At 58.4% G+C, this 18,699-nt stretch carries 18 protein-coding genes; 4 read left to right on the forward strand and 14 right to left on the reverse strand.

Translation table 11 applies throughout. The features are described from left to right. From AC1DRJ_RS02470 to AC1DRJ_RS02515, 10 genes are all read right to left on the reverse strand, one after another. Positions 1-1,981: OsmC domain/YcaO domain-containing protein (locus tag AC1DRJ_RS02470; RefSeq protein WP_477800662.1), on the reverse strand; the 1,981-nt coding region annotated here is incomplete at its 3' end. A gap of 108 nt (positions 1,982-2,089) precedes the next feature. Next, the gene (locus AC1DRJ_RS02475) at positions 2,090-3,247 is read right to left on the reverse strand and encodes a glutathionylspermidine synthase family protein (protein WP_477800663.1); all 1,158 of its coding nucleotides are present in this window, start codon (positions 3,245-3,247) and stop codon (positions 2,090-2,092) included. A 12-nt stretch (positions 3,248-3,259) separates the two neighbouring features. Beyond that, positions 3,260-3,970: a DUF1190 domain-containing protein gene (locus AC1DRJ_RS02480; protein WP_477800664.1), complete on the reverse strand. Its 711-nt coding sequence runs from the start codon at positions 3,968-3,970 to the stop codon at positions 3,260-3,262. 19 nt (positions 3,971-3,989) lie between these two features. Continuing rightward, the gene (locus tag AC1DRJ_RS02485; RefSeq protein WP_477800665.1) at positions 3,990-4,418 is read right to left on the reverse strand and encodes a DUF350 domain-containing protein; all 429 of its coding nucleotides are present in this window, start codon (positions 4,416-4,418) and stop codon (positions 3,990-3,992) included. Positions 4,419-4,432: 14 nt separating this feature from the next. After that, positions 4,433-5,113, reverse strand: coding sequence for a DUF2491 family protein (locus AC1DRJ_RS02490; RefSeq protein WP_477800666.1), 681 nt, complete (start codon positions 5,111-5,113; stop codon positions 4,433-4,435). Between the two features lie 64 nt (positions 5,114-5,177). Further along, positions 5,178-5,741, reverse strand: a complete 564-nt coding sequence (locus AC1DRJ_RS02495; protein WP_477800667.1) for a rhomboid family intramembrane serine protease — start codon at positions 5,739-5,741, stop codon at positions 5,178-5,180. A 166-nt stretch (positions 5,742-5,907) separates the two neighbouring features. After that, positions 5,908-6,606 carry a PspA/IM30 family protein gene (locus AC1DRJ_RS02500; protein WP_477800668.1) on the reverse strand — a complete coding sequence of 233 codons (699 nt, stop codon included), beginning with the start codon at positions 6,604-6,606 and terminating at the stop codon, positions 5,908-5,910. Between the two features lie 21 nt (positions 6,607-6,627). Further along, positions 6,628-7,209 carry a YjfI family protein gene (locus AC1DRJ_RS02505; protein ID WP_477800704.1) on the reverse strand — a complete coding sequence of 194 codons (582 nt, stop codon included), beginning with the start codon at positions 7,207-7,209 and terminating at the stop codon, positions 6,628-6,630. A 251-nt stretch (positions 7,210-7,460) separates the two neighbouring features. Further along, complete coding sequence (locus AC1DRJ_RS02510; RefSeq protein WP_477800669.1) at positions 7,461-8,285, reverse strand: alpha/beta fold hydrolase; 825 nt, start codon at positions 8,283-8,285, stop codon at positions 7,461-7,463. Positions 8,286-8,321: 36 nt separating this feature from the next. Beyond that, positions 8,322-8,873 (reverse strand): cysteine hydrolase family protein, encoded by a 552-nt coding sequence (locus AC1DRJ_RS02515; RefSeq protein ID WP_477800670.1) that lies wholly within the window; start codon positions 8,871-8,873, stop codon positions 8,322-8,324. Positions 8,874-8,975: 102 nt separating this feature from the next. On the opposite strand from AC1DRJ_RS02515, the gene AC1DRJ_RS02520 reads away from it, so the two are divergent. The 3 genes from AC1DRJ_RS02520 to AC1DRJ_RS02530 all read left to right on the forward strand — a co-directional run bounded on the left by AC1DRJ_RS02520 (position 8,976) and on the right by AC1DRJ_RS02530 (position 12,126). Beyond that, a complete protein-coding gene (locus AC1DRJ_RS02520; protein WP_477800671.1) occupies positions 8,976-9,968 on the forward strand; it encodes a GlxA family transcriptional regulator in 993 nt (330 codons plus the stop codon). 300 nt (positions 9,969-10,268) lie between these two features. Further along, complete coding sequence (locus AC1DRJ_RS02525) at positions 10,269-11,378, forward strand: DUF3182 family protein (RefSeq protein ID WP_477800672.1); 1,110 nt, start codon at positions 10,269-10,271, stop codon at positions 11,376-11,378. Next, the gene (locus AC1DRJ_RS02530) at positions 11,368-12,126 is read left to right on the forward strand and encodes an alpha/beta hydrolase family protein (RefSeq protein WP_007946875.1); all 759 of its coding nucleotides are present in this window, start codon (positions 11,368-11,370) and stop codon (positions 12,124-12,126) included. The genes AC1DRJ_RS02525 and AC1DRJ_RS02530 overlap by 11 nt, the downstream gene beginning before the upstream one ends. A 151-nt stretch (positions 12,127-12,277) precedes the next feature. On the opposite strand, the gene AC1DRJ_RS02535 is transcribed toward AC1DRJ_RS02530, so the two are convergent. The 4 genes from AC1DRJ_RS02535 to AC1DRJ_RS02550 are packed head-to-tail and all read right to left on the reverse strand — an operon-like array spanning position 12,278 to position 16,260. Beyond that, a complete protein-coding gene (locus AC1DRJ_RS02535; RefSeq protein ID WP_477800673.1) occupies positions 12,278-13,264 on the reverse strand; it encodes a lysylphosphatidylglycerol synthase domain-containing protein in 987 nt (328 codons plus the stop codon). Then, the gene (gene clsB / locus AC1DRJ_RS02540; protein WP_477800674.1) at positions 13,251-14,543 is read right to left on the reverse strand and encodes a cardiolipin synthase ClsB; all 1,293 of its coding nucleotides are present in this window, start codon (positions 14,541-14,543) and stop codon (positions 13,251-13,253) included. The genes AC1DRJ_RS02535 and clsB overlap by 14 nt, the downstream gene beginning before the upstream one ends. Continuing rightward, entirely contained in the window at positions 14,540-15,337 is a 798-nt protein-coding gene (locus tag AC1DRJ_RS02545; protein ID WP_477800675.1) for an endonuclease/exonuclease/phosphatase family protein, read from the reverse strand. The genes clsB and AC1DRJ_RS02545 overlap by 4 nt, the downstream gene beginning before the upstream one ends. Next, entirely contained in the window at positions 15,334-16,260 is a 927-nt protein-coding gene (locus AC1DRJ_RS02550; RefSeq protein WP_477800676.1) for a DUF72 domain-containing protein, read from the reverse strand. Before AC1DRJ_RS02550 ends, AC1DRJ_RS02545 begins: the two co-directional genes overlap by 4 nt. A 235-nt stretch (positions 16,261-16,495) precedes the next feature. On the opposite strand from AC1DRJ_RS02550, the gene AC1DRJ_RS02555 reads away from it, so the two are divergent. Next, entirely contained in the window at positions 16,496-18,622 is a 2,127-nt protein-coding gene (locus AC1DRJ_RS02555) for a mechanosensitive ion channel domain-containing protein (RefSeq protein ID WP_477800677.1), read from the forward strand. The last annotated feature ends 77 nt before the right edge of the window (positions 18,623-18,699 follow it).

Consider the following 18,699-nt stretch of genomic DNA (forward strand, 5'->3'; position numbering starts at 1 on the left):
GCTTCATTTCCAGCACCACATTGACGGCCTGGTAGAACAAACCACGTTCAACCGTGTTGTCGTTGTACTGCAGGAACATTTCTACGGCCTCTTTCGCCTCTTCATATTGCTGCAAGGCGAGATAGATCAGCAGCTTCAACTCCAGGATCGTCAGCTGGCCCCACGCCGTGTTGTCGTCGAATTCGATGCCGATCAAGCTGGTGATGTCGGTGTAGTCGTCCAGCTCACTTTCCACCAGACGTTCAACCAGCGATTGCAGTTCTTCTTCGTCGAGGCGATGCAGGTTGAGGATATCAGCGCGGAAGAACAGCGCTTTGTTGGTGTTATCCCAGATCAGATCGTCCGCAGGATAGATTTCCGAGTAGTCCGGCACCAGTATGCGGCACGCCTTTGCGCCGATATGCTCATAGACCGCCATGTACACTTCCTTGCCCATGCCTTTCAGAATGCCGAACAAGGTCGCGGCTTCCTCGGTGTTCGAGTTTTCACCCTGGCCAGAGAAGTCCCACTCCACGAATTCGTAATCCGACTTGGCACTGAAGAAGCGCCACGACACCACGCCGCTGGAGTCGATAAAGTGCTCGACGAAGTTGTTCGGTTCGGTCACCGCATGCCCTTCAAACGTCGGCTGGGGCAGGTCATTGAGGCCTTCGAAACTACGGCCCTGCAACAGTTCGGTCAGGCTGCGTTCCAGCGCTACTTCCAGGCTCGGGTGCGCGCCGAACGAGGCGAACACACCGCCGGTGCGCGGATTCATCAACGTGACGCACATCACCGGGAATTCCCCTCCCAGGGACGCATCTTTCACCAACACGGGAAATCCTTGCTCTTCCAGTGCCTGAATACCGGCCAGTATCCCGGGGTACTTCGCCAGTACCTCGGCCGGCACATCCGGCAATGCAAATTCACCTTCGATGATTTCGCGTTTTACCGCGCGCTCGAAGATTTCCGACAGGCACTGCACCTGGGCTTCGGCCAGCGTGTTACCGGCACTCATGCCGTTGCTCAGGAACAGGTTTTCAATCAGGTTGGACGGGAAATACACCACTTCGCCGTCCGACTGGCGTACGTACGGCAGCGAGCAGATGCCGCGCTCTTCATTGCCCGAGTTGGTATCGATCAGATGGGAGCCACGCAGCTCGCCGTCGCGGTTGTAAACCTTTAGGCAGTACTCGTCGAGAATTTCGGTTGGCAGCTCATCTTTACGGCCAGGCTTGAACCAGCGTTCGTCCGGGTAATGCACAAACGGCGCGTTGGCGATGTCTTCGCCCCAGAACTGGTCGTTGTAGAAGAAATTGCAGTTGAGCCGCTCGATAAACTCGCCCAAGGCCGACGCCAGCGCGCCTTCCTTGGTCGAACCCTTGCCGTTGGTAAAGCACATCGGCGAATGCGCATCGCGGATGTGCAGCGACCACACGTTGGGCACGATATTGCGCCACGAGGCGATTTCAATCTTCATGCCCAGGTCCGCCAGAATGGCCGACATATTGGCGATGGTTTGCTCCAGCGGCAGGTCCTTGCCCGCGATATAGGTGCTCGACTCTGAGTTAGCAGCTGGCATCAACAACGCCTGGGCATCGGCATCGAGGTTTTCGACCTCTTCGATCACAAATTCAGGCCCGGCTTGCACCACTTTTTTCACGGTGCAACGGTCGATGGAACGCAGGATGCCTTGGCGGTCCTTGTCGGAGATGTCCGCCGGCAACTCGACCTGAATCTTGAAAATCTGGTTGTAGCGGTTTTCCGGATCAACAATGTTGTTCTGCGACAGGCGGATGTTTTCCGTGGGAATGCTGCGAGTATCGCAGTACAACTTCACGAAATAAGCCGCACACAAAGCCGATGACGCCAGAAAGTAGTCGAACGGACCCGGTGCCGAGCCATCACCCTTGTAGCGGATAGGTTGGTCGGCCACTACTGTGAAGTCATCGAACTTTGCTTCAAGCCGAAGGTTGTCGAGAAAGTTGACCTTGATTTCCATGGGGGATTACCAGAATAACGGGCTAGACGAATTGGCCGCCATTATCCGGCTTTTCAGGCGTATGTCTTGCGGGCGTCTTACTATATGTCCACGCCGGCGATGGATGGGTCAGTCGAGGATCAGGTGCGGCAAAAACCGGCTCGAATCCTTGGTGATCAAACTGTTGTCTTCCCGCACACAAATACCGGCTGCCTGATCGCCAATTACCCACGAGCCAATTAGCGTATAGCTGTCGCCAAACCTGGGCAGCGGCGCGAATTCCTGAAGGATAAACGGCGCGTCAGTGTAGGGGCCATCCTCTTTCACGATCAGGCCATCGGCGGTTTGCAGTTCGATGTTGGCGCCTTCGCGGGAAAAGAACGGTTTGCGCACCCAACCCTTGGGCACCGCTTTATTCGGTTCGGTATCCAGGTGCGCCGCGAGCAGGTTGGGGTGACCTTTGTTGAATTCCCACAGCAACGGCAGGATGCCCTTGTTGGAGATAATGGATTTCCAGGCCGGCTCGAAAAACTGCGTATCGCTCTGGGCAATCGCGGCGCCAAAGGGCTCGTGGAAAATGAATTCCCAGGCGTGCAGTTTGAACAGGTGCGGGATCCAGCGATCCTCAAGGTCGACGAAGCGTCCGTCACTGGTCAGGCCGATGTCTTCGATATCAATGTGTCGCGATTCGATGCCGACTTTCTCGGCGACCAGCCGCAGGTAATCAGTGGTGCCTTTGTCTTCGACCGAGTGTTTCATCGAGGCGAAATAGAACGGCTGCTTGAGCTGCAGTTGAGCAAAGGCTTGATGCAGTTTGGTGTCGATGCTGTTGAACTGGTCGGCGTTCCTGGGCAGCAAACCACGTTCGATGCATTGCTCCAGCCAGCCCCATTGAAATGCAGCGGCCTCATACAGGCTGGTCGGCGTGTCGTAGTTGAGTTCCAGCAACTTGGCCGGCCCGGTGCCGTTGTAGGAGAAATCCATGCGCCCATACAGGTGCGGGTGGCCTTCGAGCCATGACGTGCGAATCATGTCGTAGAACGCCGGGGGAATACTCAGGCGTTCAAGCAATTCCTCGTTCTGCACCACCCGGGCCACCAGGTCCATGCACATCTCATGGATTTCGGTGGTCGGATCTTCCAGGTCGTTTTCGATCTGCTTGAGCGTGAACTGGTAATACGCGCTCTCGTCCCAGTAAGGTTCGCCTTCGATAGTGTGAAATAGAAAACCGAGACCTTCGGCGGTTTGTTTCCAGTCATGACGCTCTGCGCAGTGGATTTTCTTCATGGCCTGGTTTCCTTAACTGCTCGACCCGCCGCCCCAGCCGCTGCGCGCACTGGCTTTGCTGCCGAAACCGCCACGCGACGTCGACGAGGCTGCGGAAATCGGCTTGCTGGCCGATTTGCTGATGGACGTGCTGTACCCGTCGCCGTATTTCGCCTGGTTGGATCGGCTAAACGTTGAACCGCTGGCAATGCGTTGGTTGAGCGTTGAATTGCTGTAGTTACCGCGATTATCGCGGTAGCGGTACACGGGCTTGGAGTAATAGCTGTTGCGGTTGTTGCTCAGCATGTTGCCGATCAACAATCCGGTCAGCAGGCTACTGGTGGAGAAGCCCGAGCCACCGGTGTTGGCTTCCGAGGCGGGCAGTTGCGCCTTGGCGGCGTCAACCTGGGATTGCGTCACCTGGCCATCGGCTGTGAGCTCGAAGCCGCCGAGCTTGGGGATGAACTTGCCGGCCGAGTCCTGCTGGCACCAGTCGGCGACGAAGTCGGCATCGCAATCAGCCTGGTTGTCATACACCGGCGCAATACGGCGATGCTCGGCCATGGCACTCATGTAGGCGTCCGAGCAGACATCCACCGGGAGTTTTTCATCGGCGCATTGTTGAACGGACTGAAAATTGTACTGCTTCTGCACCGGGTAGGTTTTTTCCGTTGGCCCGCAACCGGATATCGCCATGGCGACCGATGCGGCCAGCGAGAGCTGAACGTACTTGCTTCGTTTCATCGGGGGCTCCGCTGTGCAATCAATTCTGGGAAGGGGTCATGCATGCGGCATTCAACATGCCGACGCTGATGGCCACTGCCGCGACATAGATGCCCGCAGCTATCTCACCTTTTTTGATGCGCTCCGAGGTGCCCTTCATTACCAGGCTGGTCGTCAGGAACGACAGCAGTTGTACAAACGCCGCGATCACCGCCCAGACGACGAAGTCGAGGAGGCTGATCGAATAGGCAATCACATTACTGGCGGGAATAGCGAAGCCGATGATGGCGCCACCCAGCGCAATCGCCGCCGCCACATTGCCCGAACGGATCAGTTCGAATTCCTTGTGCGGTGTGATGCGGGTGTAGATGAACTGAAACAGCGCGAACAGCACGGCAGCGCCGAGGATGTACGAAATAAACCCGAGCACAGCCGCCGGGTTCAAGGAGATGGAGAGTGCTTCTAGCATGGACGTCTTCCTTGTTAAAAAATGTTCAGGTCAGTGGTGTACAGCGAGATGCCAAGCGACGTGCTCAAACTGATGGTGCCTTCGGCGTCTTCTTCGACGGAAAACAGCAGGAATTCCCGGCGATCGGTCAGGCCGGTTTCGCGGGCGTACAGCATCGACCGGTGCTCGATGCTGTAGGACTCATCCGGATTTTTCAGCTGTTCGCTGAGCGCCACCAGTTCTGTCTGGCCATTCTCGGTGCCCCATTCGCGGATGTATTCGACACCGTTGTGGGTGTAGGTCGGCAGCCCGATCGGGCTTTGCGGGCCGGCCAGCCGACGCAGTTCCGCTTCGCTGCTGATGGTGATGTAACTGAGGTAATTGAACAGGATCACCGACTCGACCTGTCCGTCGATAGCGCCGGTAGTGTGCACTTGCAGCCAGTAGTCTTCATCGTTCATGTAATAGCGGGACAGCCAGGTCGACTGCCCGAGATCGATGCTCCCGGCGCTCCAGATCTGCTGGGAACCCGGGATCGTCACCGTGGTGTTGCCGTCGAGCAACAACCTCAGGCTGGAGTCGAACATTACGCTCTTGCCCGATGCCAGACCCAGCGGGCCGGTGACCGGCGGCGTGTCGTTGGCGGTCCATTTCGACGGGGTGTTTGTGTCCGTCTTCGGAGCCTCAAGCCCCAGCAACTGTTTAAACCATCCCATTGGAAATTTCCTTCAGGCGTGCGGAGGCGATTCGATCGCTTCGGCCTCGAGTGTTCAAGTGCGCTTACCGGGCGGCATTAAATCTGCCGCGTGGCGCGGATAAAAGTACTTTGGCGGCAATGAATCCGGCGAATGCCCCGAACAGATGGCCTTCGAATGAAATGCCCCGTCGAGGTAAAAAGCCAAAAATCAGGCCGCCATACAACAGGGCAACAACGCCCGCCGTGATCAGGTTGCTCCAGCTCTTCTGGAACCAGGCGCGCGACAGAATGTACGCCCACAGCCCGAATACCCAGCCACTGGCGCCGATGTGTACGCCTGCAAACCCGAACAGCCAGACCAGCGAGCCGCCCAGTAAAAGAATGATGGCGCTGACGGCCATGAACCGATTGAGCCCTTCGACCATCACCAGCGTACCCAGTATCAAAAAGGCCACGAGGTTGGCGCTCAGGTGCGAGAAGGACGCGTGCAAAAAAGGTGAAGTGACGATGCCGAGCAGTCCGTTCACGGTTCTCGGGATCAGGCCGAATGCCATAAGGCTGTAGCCGGTCGCGGCATTGATCACTTGCAGTGCGATCATGAAGATGGCCAGACCGGCGATTATCTTGAAACCCTTTAGGGCATCCATCCTTGACCTCGGATCTACAAAAAAGAAGGGCGATGAATTGAGTCAGTTAAGGTGATCAACCTGTGGGAGCGGGCTTGCTCGCGAAGGCGGTGTGTCAGTCAGYAAAAATGCTAACTGATGCATCGCCTTCGCGAGCCAGCCCGCTCCCACAATGTTGCCGGGTCGATTACTCGGCCGATTTTTGCTTCAGGCGTTCCAGGATCGCGTTGGCGCTGCCTTCGTTCGGCGTGATGCCGGCTTCGCGTAGTTTGCGCTCCAGGTCGTTGCCGGTCGATGCGTCAGCCAGTTCGTCCTGCGCTTGCAGTTCCGCGGCGCGTTGCTGCTGCTTGGCCTGCAAACGGTTCAGTGTGCCGACGGCGGTTTCCAGCTTGCCGTTGGCGCCGCCGCTGGCGATGGAGGCGCTGACCTGGGCTTTCTGTACGCTATCGCGCGCCTTGGCCATGTCTACTTGCTGGCGCAGGCTTTTGATGCGGGCTTCGGCCTTGGTGATGTCTTTGCGCATGCTGTCCGCGTAACCACCGAATTCAGTGGCCTGCTTTTGCTCGACGTCGAGTTCGTTGGTCAGGGTCGAAATCGCTTCGGCCACTTCCAGCGCCAGGTCTTCGCGGTTGGCCTGGATCGCGGCCATGGCCTTGGATTCCAGATCCTTGATTTTGGCGTTGTACTCGTTGACGCGGTCGGCCGACAGTTTGTGCTTGGCCATGATGGTGACCAGCTCACGCTTGGCATTGGCCAGCGCGCTGTCAGCATCGCGAATTTCCTGGTCGAGGATGCGCAGGGCCTGTTGGTCGACGATTGATTCGCCCACTTCGGTGGCGCCGCCGCGCAACGCGGTGAACAACTTGCTCCAGATGGACTGAGTCATGGGATCTTCCTTTCCTGATAATTACTTGAAGAAGCGTTCGAAGGCTTCGATGGCACGCTGGACGTTGTCGACCAGGGTTTTCACCTCGGTCACCACGTTGGTCAGGCTGGAGTCGGAACTCAGCGCGCCGAACATGTTGTAAACGACTTGGCCGTTGGGCATAGACTCGATACCGATCGAGGACAGCGGGAACATTTCCCGGCTGCGCAGCACGGCATCGTTGAAGGCCGGCACGTCGTTGATGGACTCGACGTCAACCAGGACGGTGTCGACGATGATCTGCTCACCGGCGATAGCGATGTGGATGGGTAGACCGCCAAACTCGTTCATCTCCAGCCTCAGGCTGGGTTCGGCGCTCTGGATCAGAGAAAGCGTGATCTCTTGCGACACCACCTCATCCAGCGCCTTGAGGGCATTGAAAAGGCTATCGATGTTCCAGTTGCTGCTTGCGCTCATGTAATTCTCCGACATGAATGAGCCAGCCAGAATCGGTTGGCGTAGCTGTTGTTCCAGCTGCTTGAGCAAGCTTCGGTTTTCCGGAAGCACCCAAGTTTCGTGTTTCACATAGCCGGCGGCTGCCAGGCCAGCACGCATCTGCTTCATGTAGAAGCTTGATGGTTTCTTCACGGACGGTTTCGAACGCTCTCCCTTGGGGCTCTTTGAAATAACAGCAGGCTCGCGAGACGAGTCTGACGGGGAGCGGCTTTTCATGGGGTGACTCCGTTGTGCGCATCTCACGCGTGAGCAACCGTACAGCCAACGAAGTACACCAGCAATGACTCACGCGTGAGATTTTGTTACCGCAAGCGAAAAGGCCCGCAGCAAGGCGGGCCTGTGGTGTTTCAAGGTGTTGCTCAGCTTTTGGCGAAGGCCAGCATGTCCGCATTCACCTGCTCTTTATGGGTATCCGTCAGTCCATGCGGAGCCCCTGGGTACACGATCAGTTGGGCATGTTCGATCAACCGCTTACTCTCCAGACCCGCAGCCTGAATCGGCACAATCTGGTCGTCATCGCCATGGATGATCAAGGTCGGCACATCGAATTTCTTCAGGTCTTCGCGAAAATCGGTTTCCGAGAAGGCCTTGATGCTGTCCAGGGTGTTCTTGTGACCGCCCATCATGCCTTGCATCCAGAACGAGTCGATCAACCCTTGCGAGGACGTGGCGCCAGGACGGTTGAAGCCGAAAAACGGGCCGCTGGCGACGTCCTTGTAGAGTTGTGAACGGTCGGCGATGGACCCGGCACGGATACCGTCAAACACTTCAATCGGCAAGCCTTTGGGGTTGGTGTCGGTTTTCAGCATCAAGGGCGGTACCGCGGAAATCAGCCCAGCCTTGGCCAAACGTTGAGTGCCGTGGCGACCGATGTAGCGGGCGACTTCGCCACCACCCGTCGAGAAGCCAAAAAGGATTACGTCCTTCAGGTCTAGGTGTTCGATCAATTCTGCCAGGTCATCGGCGTAATGATCCATATCGTTGCCGTCCCACGGCTGGCTCGACCGGCCATGGCCCCGACGATCATGCGCGATGGCCCGGAAACCGTTGTTGGCAAAGTGCAGCATCTGCGATTCCCAACTGTCGGCGCTCAAGGGCCAACCGTGGCTGAACACCACCGGTTGTCCGTTGCCCCAGTCCTTGTAATAAAGCGTATTGCCTTCGCGAGTCGTCAGAGTAGCCATGTCGATGATCTCCAGTGAGGTGCGTGGGTCGTACGTTTAATTGCGGGTCAGGAACTCGTTTGTGGACACCACGCTGGCATAGGCAAAACCTAGGGCCGACATGAATGCGGCATGGACGTGGGCCGCCGGCACCGTCACACCGTTAAACTCGAGGTCACGTGAGGCACAGGCATCATGGATCACCGTAACGGTGTAGCCGAGGTCGTTGGCGGCACGGGTGATGCCGTCGACGCACATGTGGCTCATGCTGCCGACCACCACCAGTTCCTTGATTTCTTGCTCATCGAGGATCGACTTTAGTTCAGTTTCGCGGAACGAGTTGACGAAGTGCTTGAGGACGACAGGCTCGTTGGCGTGGTTGAGCACTTTGGGGTGCAACTTCGCGCCTTCGGAACCGGGGGTGAAGAACGGTGCTGCTTCGGAGGTGAATTCGTGGCGGATGTGCACCACCGAATCACCGGCCTCACGAAAGGCCTTGAGCAGACGAACGGCGTTATCCGCAGCGGCGTCGGCGCCGGCCAGCGGCCATTTGCCTTGTGGGAAGTAGTCGTTTTGGATATCAACTACGATGAGTGCTTGCTTGGCCATGATTGTGTCCTCGAAGTGCGGGTTGGGTGTGGAATGAAGTATTGGGTTTAGCTGGCCGTTCGAGGATTGGCCGCACCGACAATAGAAGGGGGAAAACTGACAATGGATCTAGAAAGGCCTATCGCCGAACTGGGCGTGCTGATTTATCCCGGCGCGCAGATGGCGGCGGTGCATGGGCTGACGGACCTGTTCGGGGTGGCCAACCGGATCGCCGCCGAGCATCAGGCTGCGCGGTTGCCGCTGCTGCGGGTCAGCCATTGGCAGGTGGAGGGCGATCAGTCCCCGGTTCGGGTGTTCGACAGTCATTCCGCGCCGGACTCGTCCTTGGTGGCCGTGTTGATCCCGCCGTCGATTTCCAGTTTTTACGCCGGTCAGGTGCCGCTGGCGTTGCTCCAATGGGTCCGTCAGCAACACGCTCGCGGCGCGATCTTCGGTGGGGTCTGCGTGGGCTCGATTCTATTGGCCGAAAGCGGCCTGCTCGATGGACGTAGCGCCACCACACACTGGACGTCAGCCAAAGCCTTCGCCGAGCGCTATCCGAAGATCAAGCTCAAGGCCGATACGCCGATTGTCGACGACGGCGACTTGATCACCACAGCCGGGCTGATGGCCTGGTCGGAGTTGGGGTTGCGCCTGGTCGACCGTTTGCTGGGGCCGAGCATTGCGACAGGCACGGCGCGGTTCCTGGTGGTGGAACACAGCGACAGTGCAAGCGAGTGCGGCAGCAACTTTTCACCGATTCTCAGTCATGGCGATGCGTCGATTCTCAAGGTCCAGCACTGGCTGCAAAGTACCGGGGCGACCGACGTGTCGCTGACGGCCATGGCCGATCGGGCAGGGCTGGAAGAGCGCACGTTCCTGCGTCGGTTCCGCGCGGCGACCGGGCTCAAGCCTACCGAATACTGCCAGCACCTGAGAGTCGGCAAGGCGCGAGAAATGCTTGAGTTCACCAACGGCACCATCGATCACATTGCCTGGACCGTGGGGTACCAGGACCCGAGTGCGTTTCGGGCGACGTTCAAGAAGATTACCGGGCTGGCGCCGAGTGATTACCGAACGCGGTTTGGTGTGTCGCCGGTGGCTGCAACCCGCTAGCCGCAGCAACTCTTAGCCCCTGTGGGAGCCAGCCTGCTGGCGATAGCAATCTGTCAGTTACATTAGTGTTTGAATGTACTGCCGCCATCGCCAGCAGGCTGGCTCCCACAGAGGTAGGTGGTGAGTATGAATCGTGCAAAATGCAGGAGATGAATCGACAGTCGTGCAGAATAAAACAGGCCAGATGCCATTAGCGTTTGAGCAACCATCTGATTTAGCAGTGGTTTATTTCGCGCCCCGTTTGGCCTGATCTCTGCACCCCTGCTACTACACTCATCAAACGCCATTGAAGGGGGACGCATGACCCCAACAAACCGAAAAAAACTGGTGGTCGCCCATTCYGTGCACCCCGATGCGCCACAGCATGAAGTCGAAACCAACCGCGCCCTGGCCCGTTGGCTGGCGCAGATTCTGGGGCTTAAATACGGCGGTAGTTTTGATCAGGCACTGCATAACGGACGCGACCTTTATGTGCTGCCGACCCAGACGCTGGTAGGTGTGGCTGCTGCCCGGCAAGTGGGCGTAAGCGGGCCGGAAGATTTTTGGGGCGGTTATGTCGACCACGATTTCATCTGCACCAAAGCCATCAGCCATGGCTTGCGCAACAAAAATGCTTACGCGCCGCAAGGCTGGTCACCGCTGTTTTCCGAGCGGGTGCGCAACGTGGTGCTCGATGGCCTCAGCGTGTTTTCTCTCGATGATGCGCGACCCGCGGCCGAACACCTGCTTTACAACGGCCCGATCCGTCTCAAGCCCGTACACGCTTGCGCCGGACGCGGCCAGGAAGTGGTCGAAAGTCTCGACCGGTTCGACGCCATCCTCGCCAGACCCGACGCCAGCAAGCTGTTCACCGAAGGCGTGGTACTGGAACAGGATCTGGAAAATGTGATTACCCACAGCGTCGGCCAGAGTTTTATCGGCGACACCGTGCTGAGTTACTGCGGTGAGCAATACTTGATTGAAGACGGGCAGGGCGAGCAGGTGTATGGCGGTTCCAACCTGCTGGTGGTGCCAGGGTATTACGAGGATCTGCTCAAGCTGCCATTGCCTGACGATGTGCGGTTGGCGATTCAGCAGGCGCAGGTGTTCGACAGCGCGGCGGATGAGGCCTATCCGGGCTTCTACGCCTCGCGGCGCAACTACGACATCGCCCAGGGCTTGGACAGCGACGGCAAACAACGCAGTGGTGTGCTGGAACAATCCTGGCGCATGGGCGGTGCCAGTAGCGCAGAAGTGGCGGCGTTGCAGAGCTTCGTCAACGATCCGGGGATGCGCGCGATTCGCGTGTCTTCGGTGGAAACTTATATCGATCAACCGCTACCTGCGGACGCCATCGAGGTGTACCGTGGCCCCGCAGAAAACGGTGACTTTCTACTCAAGTACGTAATGGTTAAATCCTATGACGGCTAGAAGCGAAACCATTCAGATCGACATCGACGATGAACAGATGAGCGGGACTTTTCTCAGCCCCAAATCGAAGGTTCCCGGCGTGCTGTTTGTGCACGGTTGGGGCGGCAGTCAGGAACGGGATCTGGAGCGGGCCAAAGGCATCGCGGGTCTGGGTTGCGTGTGCCTGACGTTCGACTTGCGCGGCCACACTGGCGGTACTGGAATCCCGCTGACCCGAGTCACCCGTGAAGACAACTTGCGCGACCTGTTGGCGGCATATGATCGCTTGCTCGCGCACCCAGCGCTCGACACATCGGCCATCGCCGTGGTCGGCACCAGCTATGGCGGGTATCTGGCCTCGATCCTGACGTCATTGCGTCCGGTGCGTTGGTTGGCGTTGCGGGTGCCGGCGCTGTACCGCGACGATCATTGGCACACGCCCAAACGTGACCTGGACAAGATTGATCTGCGCGATTACCGCAGCACGTTGATCCGCGCCGACAGCAACCGGGCGCTGCATGCCTGTTCGAATTTCACCGGTGATGTGCTGCTGGTTGAATCCGAAACCGACGACTATGTGCCCCACGCGACCATCATGAGTTACCGCGCAGCCTGTCAGCAGACCCACTCGCTGACCCACCGGATTATCGACGGTGCCGATCACGCCTTGAGTGAGCCTGTTTCACAGCAGGCATACACCTCGATCCTGGTGGACTGGATTACCGAAATGGTGGTGGGTGAGCGGTTGAGCATTATTCAATCGACTTGAGATTAGCAGTGCTCATTCGGCCATTCGCGAGCAAGTCGTCGCACCGTCGCTCCCACATTTAACCGAATTCTTCTGGGAGAACTCTTAAATGTGGGAGCGACGGTGCGACGATTCGACTTGCTCGCGAAGGCGTCCTCACAGTGACCATAGATCATTTGGGTTTCTTCGATATCCGCAACGACTTGGCCTTAGCCTCCACCACCAAATACATCACCAACGTAATCAACAACGGCAAGATGAAGTAAATCGCCCGATACGCCAGCAACCCCGCCACCAGACTGCCCCGCGAAACCTCGTGTTGCAGCAACGCGACAAACACCGCCTCCAGCACGCCAAGCCCCGCCGGAATATGCGTGATGACCCCTGCAATGGCGCTGATCAACAACACGCCCAGCACCAGCGGATAGTCCAGCTTGCTCGGCAACAAAGTAAAAATCACCGCCGCCATCAACGACCAGTTCAGCGCCCCCAGTGCCAATTGCAGCACCGCCATGCGCAGTGACGGCAGGTTGATTTCCACCCCGCGAATGGCCCATTCCCGGCGCTTGGAAAATCGACAGGCCATCAGATAGCCCGCGCTCACCAGCAGCAACAACACGCCCACCCCTTGTAATGCGTCGCTGCTCAGTTTCCAGCCGGGCGGCATCCGCACCAGTCCGGTGCTGAACACCGCACCGGCAATCACCATGTAGCCAAACCAATTGGTCGCCAGGCTCAAGCCAAGGATTTTTGCGATGTTGCTCTTGCTCACCCCCAGCCGTGAATACAGCCGATAGCGCATGGCGATGCCACCCACCCAAGCACTCAGATTGAGGTTGAAGGCATAGCTGATGATCCCCACCGGCAGGATCTGTTTCCATGTCAGGTCCTGGCGAATGTAGGTGCGGCCGATCAGGTCGAAACAGGCGTACACCAGAAAACTCACTAGCGTCAGCCCCGAGGCAATGATCAGCGTGCGCACCTTGAAGTCGGCGAGGGTCTCGAAAACTTCGTTCCATTCGAGACGCTGGGCAAGCATCGTCAACAGGACGATCAGTGCCAGGAAAAACAGCATCGTCAACGGTCGTTTCCAGCGGCTCCATCGGGATTTTCCCGGGCGCTCGGCATGGTTGGTCGAGTGCGTTTCAGCGTGGGACATGTTGATCGCTCCCGGTCGGCTGGATAAAGGGTTTCAGGCGCGGCTTGTGTGCCGGCAGCCAACCCGCCCAAGCCGGGAWATGGCGTAGAAAGTGAAACACCAGAAAGCCGACCGTCATGTGCCAGATTCGTCCGCGCGGGGCCGTGTCGATGGACATGGCTTTGCAATGGTTGTCGCTCAGGTGTTCAAGGCGCTCGAACAGCGTGCGGTTGAATGCACGGTCGCGGATCAACACATTGGCTTCCAGATTCATGGACAGGCTCAACGGGTCGAGGTTGCTTGAGCCGACGGTGCTCCAGTCCTCATCGACCAGCGCGACTTTGCCGTGCAGCGGCCGCTCGCAATATTCGTGAATCTGCACGCCCGCCTTGAGCAAATAGTCATAGGTCATGCGCGCTGCGAGTTTGGCCACCAGCATGTCCGGTTGGCCTTGCAGAATCAGCCGCACTTCGACACCACGGCGCGCTGCATTGCGGATCTCGCGCAACAAGCGATAACCGGGAAAGAAGTAGGCATTGGCAATCACCACGCGGCGCTTGGCGCTGCGCAGCACCAACCGGTAAACCTCTTCGATATCGGTGCCATGGTCACCATTGTCGCGGTACACCAGCCGAACCTGGCCGTCATGATCGTTGACGGCCAGCTCCGAACGCCGTTGTCGACGTCGCTGCCACCAGTATTTGGCGCGGGCCGGGCGACCGCATTGCAGCAGCGCGAAGTGATGAATGTCGGCCACCGCCGGGCCTTGCACTTCAACGGAATAATCCTGCTTGGCCTCGGGGCCGAAGTCGCCCAAATGGTCGGCGGAAAAGTTGATCCCGCCGATGAAGGCAATCGTGCCGTCGACCACGACAATCTTGCGGTGCAGGCGGCGGAACCAGTTGGTGCGAATGCCCAGACGCTTAGGTGCCGGGTCGAATATCTGAATGTGCACTCCGGCTTCGCTCATCGCGGCCAGGAACCCGGTGCTTAATTCGCCGCAGCCAAAACCGTCGAGACTGGCGGTGACCCGCACACCGCGCCGGGCGGCTTCGATCAGCACTTGCTGCATCTCGTTGCCGACCTTGTCCTCGAACACAATGAACGTTTCCAAGAGGATTTCAGTCTTGGCCTGGCGCATGGCATCGAACACCCGTGGGAAATACGCCTCACCGTTTTCCAGCAACTCGACCCGGTTGTTGCCTTGCCAGCCATAGTTGACATCGACCACGGCGGGTTCGCCGGTGGTCGGAGCGGCCAGGTGTTCCACGCTGGTTTTTTCCATCGACGGGATGCTCATAGCTCGATCTCCACCGACAGCGGTGCGTGGTCGGAAAGGTGTGACCAGGGACGCGCCGCCAACACCTGCGGACGACTGGCCTTGAGGTTGCGAACGTAGATGCGGTCGAGTCGTAATGCCGGCATTCGCGCCGGAAAACTGCGCGCCGGCTTACCGTGATGTTCGGCGAACACTTCGCGCAGGCCACAGGGTTTGAGCAGACTATCGGCGCGCTGGCGCCAGTCATTGAAGTCTCCGGCAACGATTACCGGCGCATCGTCCGGCAGCTCTGCAAGGCGTCGGCTCAACAGTTTGAGCTGTTCGGTACGATGGGTTTCGCGCAGGCCCAGGTGCACGCAGATGGCGTGAATTTCCTGGCCGTCACCGGGCAGGCGCAGCACGCAATGCAGGATGCCGCGGTTCTCATGGCCGCTGATCGAAACGTCAAGGTTGTCGTGGCGAATGATCTGGAATTTCGACAGCAACGCATTCCCGTGATCGCCCGCCGGGTAGACCGCGTTGCGGCCATAGGCGAACTGCGGCCATAAAGTGTCAGCAAGGAATTCGTATTGCGGCACCGCCGGCCAGTTGCTGTAGCGCGTTGGGTGCTGTTCATGGGCGCCGTGGACTTCCTGCAAAAACACCACGTCGGCAGACACACTGCGCACCGCTTCGCGCAACTCCGGCAGGATGAAACGCCGGTTGAGCGCAGTAAAACCTTTATGCGTATTGACCGTCAGTACCGTGAAGCGGCGCACCGCAGTGACGGTTGGCGACGGCTCATCGGCTGCATCGAGCGGCTCGGGAATGTTCATGGCAGCACGCCTTCAGCGGCGGGTTCGCCGGGAGCAGTGGCGAGTTCGTTGTCGAGATGGAAGCGCTCAAGCAAGCGACGCGCGTCGAAAGGGGCGCGGACTTTGATGTCGTTTTCGAAATAACAAAACACCTCCCGGGATTTACGTGCCTTGGGCTTTTGTCGAGGGGCGATCAACTGAGGGTCGGACGGTTGCCGGCCGTGAACCCAGGCGTCGATCCGGTCGCCCCAGCGTTTCAGCGCCTGCGCGGTGTAACCGCTGGCATAGAGTTCTTCGGCACCGTGCAGGCGCAGGTAAACGAAATCGCTGGTGAGGTCTTCGCGGTATGGCCATTTGCCGGCCGTGTCGGCAATGACCAACGCGGCGTTGTAGCGTTTGAGCAGTCGGATGAACACCGGGTCGACAAAGCTTTCGTTGCGGATCTCCACGGCATGACGCACGGGTTTTTTCTTGTACGCCTTGAGGCTGGCATGGCCATTCAGGTGCGCATCATGTTGGCGGGCGAGGGCGGCAGCCTGCTGGGTATCATGGGGTAATTGTTCGAGGAAGCTTTCGAACAGCACGGCATCGAATTTGAAGTTTGGCGGGAATTGCCAGAGGATCGGGCCGAGTTTTTCCTTGAGCTCCAGCACCCCGGACGCGAAGAAGTTCGCGAGTGGGTGATGGATGTCCCGCAGGCGTTTGCTGTGGGTAATAAAACGCGGGGCTTTGACGCTGAAGACGAAGCCTGGCGGGGTGTCGGCGTACCACTCGGCGTAACGTTCCGGCCGTTGCAGGGCGTAAAACGATCCATTGATTTCAATGCTGTTGACCGCCCGTGACGCGAATTGCAATTCGCGCTTTTGGGTCAGTCCCTTGGGGTAGAAATCACCCCGCCAGGGCGTGTAGCGCCAGCCTGAAATACCAATATGTATCGCCGCCATGTCGCCTCCCGCCTGATGGTCTTCGCACCGCCCTGTCTTTTGATGACTGTGGAGAGTGGGAGAAAGTTTCTGCGGGGGTACGGACGGTAAACTCCACACAAATCAAATGTAGGAGTGAGCCTGCAATGCTCGAAGATTCGAGACATTCAAGGCTCTTAGCCGATCTGCGCTTGTCGACACGGCCGAAGACTGCGATCTTTCGCCGTATTACGACTTTTCAAAAGGAGCACTGCGTTTGCATCAGTTCAAGACTGCGATACTGCTGGCGCTACTGCTCATGACAGCTAGCGTCGGCCTGCAAGCGGCGGCGATACCGGGCGTGCCGGTGACCAGCGCCGCCGTGACGCCCCCGGCCCACCCGGAGCCGCTGGTACAGGGAGGTTTGCTGGGGGCGATCAGTTCGAGCATTGATGAAGTCGAGGGAAAACTCGATCTCGACGAAGAGCTGGTCGATGCCTGGCGGCTGCGCGCAGATCGCGCAGCCGATGAAGTCGATCAACTGGTCAATCATCCATCGGCGCGTTCCAGTTGGAGCGTGGCGGGGGATTTCCTGCTGTTGTCCGGTGTGTGGGCGGGCGTCTTTGCGTTACTCTGGCTGCTTGGCGGGCTGCTGGCCTCACGTCTGAGTCGGCACCGCTTGCTGCTCACCCGCGAACGCGGCCAGGCGGTGCTCGGTTATGCCTTGCCGTACAGCATTTCGGCGCTGGTTAGCCTGCCGTTGACGATCATTGTCAGCCATTACTTGCCAGTGTCGGCCGGCCGGGCCCTTGCGTTGTGTTTCGCCTACGCCACCAGCAGCGGCATTTTCGCCGCCTCGCTGGTGCTGACATTGGTGGTCTTGTTTAACTCTGGCCACAAGCGCCGGGCCGTGCAGATCCTTCGTCAATACAGCTCACGGCCGTTGTTTGTAATCGGCTTTCTGGTTGCCATCAGCGATGCCTTGACCAGCCCACAGATCGCCCGCCAGTTGGGCGGCAATCTCACCAGCAGTGTCGCGGTTTTGACCGGGCTGGGGGCCTCGATTGCTTTTGGAATGCTGGTGATCAAAATGCGTCGCCCGGTTGCTCATCTGATCCGCATTTTGCCGTTGGCCCAGCGCCTGAAACAGCCGGCACTGCGTGAGACGCTGCGGATTTTTTCCGGCTTGTGGTACTGGCCGATTCTGTTGATGGTGATGGTCTCGGTCATCAACCTGGTCAGCATCAGCGACGACAATCAGCAGGTGCTGCGCAGCGCATTGTTCACAACCGTGTTGTTGATTGCGACGGTGTTTCTCAGTACGAYGCTGCATCACCTTTTCAAATCCCGCAGCGAGCAAGCGGCACGTCGCAGCAATGCCTACAAAGAGCGTTTCCTGAGCCTTTCACACGCCCTGCTACGCATCGGCATGGCGATTGTTTTCATCGATATCCTGGGGCGGATCTGGGGGGTGTCACTCCTGGAATTTGCGATGAGCAACACGGTCGGGCGAGCGATCAGTGATTCGCTGGGCCGCATCGGTCTGATTTTCCTGGTGACCTGGATGGTCTGGGTGGTGCTCGACACGACGATTCAGGAAGCGCTGAAACCACCGGTCAACAAACGCTCCGCGCGCCAGCCAAGTACACGGGTGAAAACCATCCTGCCGCTGCTGCGTAATGCGATCAAAATCCTGCTGGTGGTGATCTGTGCTATCACCACCATGGCCAACCTGGGGATCAACGTCGCGCCGTTTCTGGCCGGCGCCGGGGTCGTGGGGCTGGCGATCGGTTTCGGTTCCCAGCAACTGGTGCAGGACGTCATCACCGGGCTGTTCATCATCATCGAAGACACCTTGTCGATTGGTGATTGGGTGGTGCTCGATTCCGGGCATGCGGGCACGGTCGAAGGCCTGACCATTCGCACCTTGCGTCTGCGCGACGGCAAGGGTTTTGTGCACTCGGTGCCATTCGGCCAGATCAAGGCCGTGACCAACCAATCCCGGCAATTCGCCTATGCGTTTTTCTCGGTGCAGTTCACCTACGACACCGATGTCGACAAAGCGATTGAATTGATCCGCGAGGCCGGGCATTCGATCAGCGACGACCCGTTTCTCAAGTACAACCTGCAAGGGCCACTCGATGTATTCGGTGTCGACAAAATGGACCTTAATGGTGTGGTGCTGACGGCGCAGTTCCGTACCGTGTCGGGTGGGCAATATGCAGTGAGCCGGGCATTTAACCAGCGATTGAAAAAGCTTGTGGATAACTGCCCGTGGGTGCATTTCGCGCAAACTTATCCACAACAGGTTTTTATGCCGAAGCGGCAGGCGGATGAACAGGATGGCGAGTTTGCGCAGGAGCATTCGGCGGTGTTGCTGCCGGACCAGCCACGCACCCAATAACGCTCCAGATCATTCCCACGCTCTGCGTGGGAATGCCTCAGCGGACGCTCCGCGTCCGCTCTTGAGACGCAGAGCGT

This window comes from Pseudomonas sp. P5_B2 (assembly GCF_056400445.1).